Origin of the sequence: endosymbiont of Lamellibrachia barhami (assembly GCF_011947365.2) — a bacterium.
GTDB lineage: Bacteria > Pseudomonadota > Gammaproteobacteria > Chromatiales > Chromatiaceae > QGON01.
This window is the reverse complement of sequence record NZ_JAAVSH020000001.1, coordinates 2933561-2941601: the sequence shown is the minus strand read 5'-3', so window position 1 is coordinate 2941601 and position 8041 is coordinate 2933561. Positions and strand designations below refer to the sequence as shown.

At 54.5% G+C, this 8041-nt stretch carries 6 protein-coding genes; 4 read left to right on the top strand and 2 right to left on the bottom strand.

The window, feature by feature from the left end; translation table 11 throughout:
* On the bottom strand, nucleotides 1-1421 hold a 1421-nt coding region (locus tag G9Q73_RS13420; protein ID WP_304956601.1), incomplete at its 3' end, for a hypothetical protein.
* A gap of 158 nt (nucleotides 1422-1579) precedes the next feature.
* Nucleotides 1580-2245 (bottom strand): PEP-CTERM sorting domain-containing protein, encoded by a 666-nt coding sequence (locus G9Q73_RS13415; RefSeq protein WP_177420225.1) that lies wholly within the window; start codon nucleotides 2243-2245, stop codon nucleotides 1580-1582.
* 468 nt (nucleotides 2246-2713) lie between these two features.
* Between G9Q73_RS13415 and G9Q73_RS13410 the strand changes: the two genes are divergently transcribed.
* From G9Q73_RS13410 to G9Q73_RS13395, 4 genes are all read left to right on the top strand, one after another.
* Nucleotides 2714-4105 carry a sensor histidine kinase gene (locus G9Q73_RS13410; RefSeq protein WP_246345693.1) on the top strand — a complete coding sequence of 464 codons (1392 nt, stop codon included), beginning with the start codon at nucleotides 2714-2716 and terminating at the stop codon, nucleotides 4103-4105.
* Nucleotides 4102-5541, top strand: coding sequence for a sigma-54-dependent transcriptional regulator (locus G9Q73_RS13405; RefSeq protein WP_177420223.1), 1440 nt, complete (start codon nucleotides 4102-4104; stop codon nucleotides 5539-5541). The genes G9Q73_RS13410 and G9Q73_RS13405 overlap by 4 nt, the downstream gene beginning before the upstream one ends.
* A gap of 541 nt (nucleotides 5542-6082) precedes the next feature.
* Complete coding sequence (locus G9Q73_RS13400) at nucleotides 6083-7315, top strand: inositol-3-phosphate synthase (RefSeq protein WP_177420222.1); 1233 nt, start codon at nucleotides 6083-6085, stop codon at nucleotides 7313-7315.
* A 29-nt stretch (nucleotides 7316-7344) separates the two neighbouring features.
* On the top strand, nucleotides 7345-8019 hold the full coding sequence (locus tag G9Q73_RS13395; protein ID WP_218649961.1) for a hypothetical protein: 675 nt from the start codon (nucleotides 7345-7347) through the stop codon (nucleotides 8017-8019).
* Nucleotides 8020-8041: the final 22 nt, after the last annotated feature.

Sequence of the window (8041 nt, the reverse complement as noted above, 5' to 3'; positions counted from 1 at the left end):
ATATTGCTTCGTTCAGTTACGTATTGCTCACGGGAAGTAACTTTGCCATATAGGTAACGGGCGTAAACTGACGGCTGTTGACCAGCCAGTTGGGTGTACTCGGTCAGTCGTGCGGAAGTTATCGTCCAGGTGCCATAGAGCTTCATCGCCTTGTAGAAACCGTACATGGCGTAGAAGTTTCTGGTGTTGCCGTCGCTCGCTGTGGTAAAGAAGTTACGCTCCAGGTAGTCCAACGCGCGCTGCACTCTTGAATCACCGATAGGCGTACCCACCCACTGGTGGTCGATCACGCCCGCAGAGGTGCGTGCATAGTTGGAGCTACCGCAGGAGGTGTAACAAAAACCACCGCCGTGCCCGGTAGTACCCGGATACTGGGAGTAAGTCAGCCATCCATCCTGCTGGGTCTTGGCAGCCGGATTGGCATCTATACCCCAACGTGCAGCAGCCTCAGCCAGTGCCAGTGCCGGCCACTGGTTTGCGGAGTTATCCGGGATCGATGAGTGCTGACTATAACGCCAGCCGTTGCGGGCACAACCGTTTGCGTCGCCCTGCGACCAGACCAGATAGTCCTTGGTATCGATGGCGATGTCATAGAGCGTCATGCCGTTGACTGCAGCATTGCCGTAATTGACCACATGGGACTGACCGGTCGCCAGACTGCCCGCATTGACGATAGCCATCATCATGAAGGGGGTGTAGTACTGGTTGGTGGACTGGAAGCGCAGACCCTTGTTGTCGTTGTCGGCATCCGTATCACCCAACTCAGGATCGCCTACGCAGGTCTGGTTGGTCATATTGACGTGTACCGGATAGACCCGCAGGATACAGGCCAGACCCTCTTCCACCACCGCCTTATAGATATCCTCGTCATTGGAGTCGAGGTTATGGCCGTGGTTCTCGAAGGCAAGCAGCGCCATACCGGTGGACGCACCATACTGCCCGCTACCATAGAAGCAGCCCTGATAGGCGCCGCCGGTAAGGATACGGTTGTATGAGTAGCGCAGACCATCATCGATCGCATCATTCTTCTGGCGGTTCAGATTATCTGTACCTATGACCAGCATGTTGATGGTTTCGGAGTCGGTATCTGCAATGTTGCCGGGATCCCGGCAGCTAAGCCGCGCCCAGTGAGGTGCTGCAGAAGCATAGGTGTGGGTTGTATTGATAAAGCGGGTAGCGCCCGGAGCAGCCCATGCAGTGGCGGGGGTGCCGTCACTGAACTGCCAGCGGCACTCATAGGCCGCCGCGCCCTCTACGTTGCCGAAGAGTATGCGCTGCTCACCTGACAACGCATAGGCTGTCGTTACATTATCACCACTTGGCTGTACGCGTACGTTTACCGCCGCCTCCACGCTGGACATCGCCAGCATGGCTAACGGCGCAAGCATCGCCAGCCAACGCCATTTTATCGATCTCTTCATCGGATTCCCCTCCGTTAATTGAGACTACTAGATTTGGCCATCCAGGCCGGTTTATCCATCCCGGCTCAAAGCCCGTCCTTTGTCCACGTACGAACGGTTGGTCCGTATTCTCCCCGTGGTTTCAGACAGGCGATGAACCCGAATTCCTTGATTGTCGTTTAAGCTTTGGCGCGACGCTTTGCCATGCCAAGTCCTGCCAGCCCTGCAAGCATCAGCAACAGTACTGAAGGCTCAGGAACCGGGCCGCCACCAGTGTTGTCAACAACAGTTACATTGAAGTTGTCGATGCGGAAGGCATCGCCAACAGCTGCCGTATCGAACAACCAAATGGTGTCGAATGCGAGATCCACCAGGGAGATGCTCATGGCTTCAAATGCTGTGCCGGACTGGGTGATAGTGTCAGAACCAACAACCGCACCGCCAAACAGCGCCTGCATTACCAGCGTGGAGGCACTTGGCAGCGGGGAGTCGAACATGGCAACCAGAGAGATAGTGGTATCGAAACCGGTACCGCCAACCGATGCGCCGGGGGCGTCGATGTTGATGAAGCTCTTATCAGGGCCAGCACCCATGATCTCAGACGTATCAGCACCGCTGAGCAGGAACTCATTGGGATCGCCGATCTCGGTGGTTACGAATGTATCCGCCCAGGAAGCGGCATCACCCGCAGAGAACTGGTAACCTTCAACCAGCGGATCGGGCGTGCCGTCCAGACCCAAAAAATCGATCGGCATCGCAGATGCCGCCGAACCCCAAACCAGAAGAGCCGCGCCCGCCAGGGCCAGTGCGGTGCTCTTAAAGCCATTACCAATTACACGATTCATTATGAAAACCTCCAGGTCAACGAAATTGCAGTTTGTAAACTGACAACATTCTTTCAAAGTCGCCTTACACTGAGCAATTTCCAGGCCAACAAACTATTTATAGTTATATTTCAATTAGTTAATGGCATTCACTCAAAACAAAGGAAGTCTATTTGTTCCCAATTGTAAAGTTATCCGGCACCTGTGAAATCTCAAAAACCGCACAAAACAGGAATTTTGTTCCTTTATAGCAATTTACCTTACGACGCAACCGTTTGAGGTTTGATTTGTCCACTGGTTTAAACGTGACTATTCAATGACTTGTCGCTGATTCTAGCGATAAAAATTAAAACAAGCTTATTAGCATATGCTTAATCTTTGCTGTACTGACAAAAGAAAAAAAGTGTAAATTTTTCCGACACATTTTTTTACGCTCCAATAACACCAAAAGCTAAGATATGCTGTATTGAGACAAAATCAGTGAGTTACATGTTTAGCGACGGCATCTACAAGCGACTCTTTATCCCTTATGTGGTGACTCTGCTCTTCAGTGCAGGCATGGCTTGGTGGATGGGCAGTCAACTCTTTTCCGAAACACTGGAAAAGCGTCTGCACGAACAACTGATCCACGCCGTAGAGACGCTCTCCCGCAGGGATTTTCCGCATACGACCGGCATCGTGGAACAGCTATCACACCTGATCAGAGCCGATCTATCCCTCATCGGCGCCGATGGTGAGGTCGACTTTACGACCTTCCAGGGAGAGAGAGGCGATCTGCAAACGATTATCACTGGATTGCTCGCCGATCATCCTAACCTGCTGAACTCCGAATATCGCCACAGAGTCGACTTGAGGGGAGTGGACTATCTGCTGGTGATGCGGCCCATAGAGACTCGCGGCAACAGAAACATTGCCTATGTGGCCGCCCTCTCAAACCTGTCGGATATCCGCGCAACCTCACACCGAATGGCCTGGTGGCTGGGGCTGGGCGTTATCTCCGGGCTGCTGCTGGTGGCCTGGGTCGGTCACCGCACCAGCCGCAGCATCACCCTGCCCATTGGAGAACTTGCCGAGATGGCGGAGAAGATCGCCGCCGGACAGCGTCAGACTTCAGTAACCATCCACCGCCGGGACGAAATCGGCCATCTTGCGGCCGCCTTGAATACTATGGCGGGCAGACTGCAGGAGTATGAAAAGACGGTGGCCGAACAGAGCCGCATGGCAACACTGGGGGAGATGACCGCCCGCATCGCCCATGAGATCCGCAACCCATTGACCGCCATCAAAATGCAGTTGCAGCTATTGAAGGAGACCTCCGGCAGAGAGGATCTTGCCGTGCTGCAGACACTGTTGGATGAGGTTGGGCGACTGGAATTGATCGTCTCCGGCACCCTGCAGCATCGCCTGCCGGCAAAACCGTCAAGAACCAGCATCGATGTCAATCTGCTGATCGATGAAATCATCCACCTCACCCGACTACAGTTCGAGCACCAGCATATTCAATTGGAGATGACGCCTGGCCAATCTCTCCCCCCACTCTCCGCCGACAGGGATATGCTCCGGCAGATACTGCTCAACCTGCTGCTCAATGCCAAGGATGAACTGCCGGATGGCGGTAAGATTTTTCTCAGCACAGGCCTGGAGACCGGCGGCCACAGCCTGTGGATTGCGGTGGACGATTCGGGACCGGGCATTCCGCCGGATCGGCAGGTTACGCTGTTCGATCAACCCAGCAGCGACAAACCCGGTGGATTCGGTCTTGGATTGCGACTCTGTCGCGAGTTGGCCGAGCTTCATGGCGGACAGATTCGTGTCGAAAAGAGTAAACTTGGCGGCGCCAGATTTTTCCTCAGCCTGCCACTTCAGGATACAACCGCATGAGCAAGATCCTCATCGCCGACGACGAACGCGCCATCTGCGACGCCTTCTCCCGTCTGTTCGAGATGGAGGGACATGAGGCGCTGATCGCCAGCAGTGGAAAGGAGGCCCTGCAGGTCATCCGCGAACAGCATCCCGATGCGGTTTTCATGGATGTCAGAATGCCCGGCATGGACGGCATCGAGACACTGGCTCAGATCCGTGATGAGATCGGCGGACTGCCAGTTGTCATCATGACCGCCTATGGCGCCATGGAGACGGCGATGGAGGCGGTGCGCCTCGATGCCTTCGACTATCTGGGCAAACCAGTGGAGCTGACCCGCGTCAGGCAGCTGCTGCACCAGATGCTTGAGCTGTCCGCCAGCGAGCCGCCCACCCCTGAAGCCGAAACTGAGCAGCCAGAACCGGAAACTGAGCCCAGACTCGTGGGACAGAGTGCTCCCATGCAGGAGCTTTTCAAACTGATGGGACTCCTGACCACCAACAACATGACCGTGCTGATCACCGGCGAGAGCGGCGTCGGAAAAGAGTTGGTGGCACGGGGCATCCACCGGCACAGTAGACAGTCTGAGGCCCCGTTTGTCGCCATCAACTGCGCCGCCATCCCGGAAAACCTGCTGGAGAGTGAACTCTTCGGCCATGAGAAAGGGGCCTTTACCAGCGCCGATGCACGTCGTATCGGGCGTTTTGAAAGCGCCGCTGAGGGCACTCTGTTCCTCGACGAAATTGGTGAACTTCCCCTGCACCTGCAGGGAAAGTTGCTGCGGGTTTTACAGGAGCGGAGTTTCGAGCGTATCGGCAGCAGCACCCCCATCCCCTTGCGGGCGCGCCTGATCACCGCCACCAACCGGAATTTGGCCCAAGAGGTTACAGACAAACACTTTCGGGAAGATCTTCTCCACCGCCTCAATCTGGTCACTCTACAGGTTCCGCCGCTACGCGATCGTCAGGAGGATATCGAACTGCTGGCCCGCCACTTCTTAAAACAGGTCGCCGGTGAATTGAGCAAACCACTATCCGATTTTGAACCCGGTGTCATCGAGCGGCTGTGCGCCCATGCCTGGCCAGGCAACGTTAGAGAACTGGAGCATGTCATCAAACGCTCCGCGCTACTCGCCAGGGGCAACAAATTAACCAATCACGACCTTGCACTGGAGAACGAGCCACCCAAAATAACAACTCAAGAGACCGGATCAACCAGTGACGACGCGTTCGGACAGCTGAGTGATGCCCTGCGTTACGCCTTGCGCCAACTGGCTGCGCAACACAACCTCACGGAGAAAACCGAGGGATCTTTTCATACCCTGATCGGGTTCGCCGAGGGGGAACTGATTGATGAAGCGCTCCGCCTCTGCGACGACAACCAGGTCTCTGCGGCCAAACTGCTCGGACTCCACAGAACCACACTGCGCAACAAAATTCCGTCACGCAACAATTGAGTGACATTTTACTGCACAGCTGACCAATACCTAGCGAACATACATAACATATTGATAATTATAGTATTATACTATTTTTTGCCTCTCAGACAGGAAATATACTGTACAGTTCATGTACAAAACGCGCGTTTCTTCCCGCTCGGAAAATACTGTCCATAGCGATATTATCCTTTTGTTTTTTATATGGTTTTTAAGCAGCATCGCTTAGCTGGAAATATTGGCCCCCTTATTGCTTGACTATTACTGAAATCAAAAGTCAACGGAAACAGCCGACAACTCCCCTCCGTGTCGGCAGTTGCCATCCGATCCGCCTCTCCCCTTTGGATCGTGATGTACCGGGATGGTAAACTCAGTGTCGTGCCCGCAAGGGCACTCACTTTTTTCAAGGCATGGCAAAGGGCGGCTTCAGTGATGTCATAGGTTGGGTAGAGTAGGCAATCTACGTCCCGAAACCTCGCGACACCATCTTTAACTCAAGAATCCTGCCAACAAGCCGATCAGGACTTAAACCATACTATTTTTCGGACGTTCCACAGGGATCATGAAAAGAAAAAGTTCCTCCAGGAAAATTGGCATCTGGCTCGCCGGCGCTCGCGGCGATATCGCAACAACCTTGATAGTCGGCACCCTGGCGGTACGAGCCGGACGGGTTTCCAGCAACGGCATGGTCACCGAGATCCCGCCCATCAGCGATCTCGATTTGGCAGACCTGGACTCGTTGGTATTCGGCGGCCTGGATATTATCGAGGGTTCCCTGGTGGATACAGCCCGTGTCGTCGCCAGGCGCTCCGGCACCTATACCTACGAGTTGATTGATGCCATCGAATCCGATCTGCAGGCCATAGATGCGGATATCATCTACGAACCCACGGCGCGCTGGGAGCCCGATTCACCGGTCGAAACGCGCCCCAACATGTCGATGTTCGTCTCCAGGATTCGCAGTCATCTGAAACGTTTCAAGGAGCGGCACGCACTCGAACATCTGGTGGTGGTCAATCTCACCTCATCGGAATCCCTGCCTGTGGGAACCGAAGCCCATGAGACGAAAGCGGGTATCGAGTTACTCATCGAAGAGAACCGCTTCGAATCACTGACCCCGAGCATCTGCTATACCCAGGCTGCTTTTCTTGAAGGCTGCTCCTATATAAATTTCACCCCCAATCCCGGCTCAGATCTGAAGGGTCTGCACGAACTGGCGGACCAACAGCGTGTGCCATTCTATGGCAATGACGGCAAAACCGGCGAGACCCTGGTCAAGACCGCCCTGGCGCCCATGTTTGCCTACCGCAACCTGCGCATCCTTAGCTGGGAAGGCACCAACATGCTGGGTAACGGAGACGGCAAAACACTGGACGACCCGAACCACAAGGTGGCCAAACTGCGCAACAAGGGTAATGTTCTCGACTCGATTCTCGGCTACTCTCCTCACGGTGGAATCGACATCAACTATGTCCCCTCACTGGGAGACTGGAAAACCGCCTGGGATCTGATCCATTTTCAGGGTTTCCTCGACGTCAAGATGACCATGCAGTTCACTTGGCAGGGTTGTGACTCCATCCTGGCGGCGCCGCTGGTACTGGATATGATCCGCCTCAGCGAATTCGCCGCACGGCAGGGTGAATCCGGCCCCATGTATCATCTCGCCGCCTATTTCAAGAACCCCATCGATTGCGATGAAATGGCGCTCTACCCCCAGTTCCAACTTCTGCTCGAATATGTCGATAACCATCTGCAGAGGAATACCGGAGCAGCCAACCTGGAGAGTATTGGCTGACGATGTTCCATCCAGCACTTGGAGAACGGATGAATCCGGTGCAGATAAAAGATTGGTTGCTGCGTTGGGGGCTCGCGGCGCTATTGATGCTGCTGTTTCAATACACGATGCCCCTCTCAGGATCATCTTTCCCCTCTGATGCATGGCTGCAGGTCAACCTGGGACTGGCAACCTCTCTGACCTGCCTGCTGATGTTGCCACATGCTGGCGGCACACTCTCTCTTGTTTTCAACAGCATCGCCTCCACCGGTATATTTCTGTTGATGCTGTTGACACACGACAAAGGCACGATCCCCCATACCATTCTGCTGCAGAGTACGCTTGCGGTATTCAACATCACACTGCTGCTGTTTAGTCTTGCGGGTTTTCTGAAAAGATTTCGCGCAACCGCAGAGATCGCTCTACCGACAGTATTTTTGCTGGCACTGGTTGCCGCTAGCGCCACCCTCTGGCTTGGCCCCGTGGTGGAGCTTTTTGTTTTCAGTGACACTGCGGTCAACGCGATCATTGCGGCAAGCCCCCTGAGCTATATATCCGCCGCCGCTGAGTATGACTACCTGCGTAGCGAGTGGTTCTATCGCAACACTCCTTTCGGCAGCCTGCGCTTTGCCTATCCCGATAGTCTGCTGCTCGGTGCGATCTATCTGGGGCTTGCAGCGGCGTTGCATACCCTAACCCTAAGACTTAAACCCGACCTGCATTGAATCGACAAATATTGATGGAGAG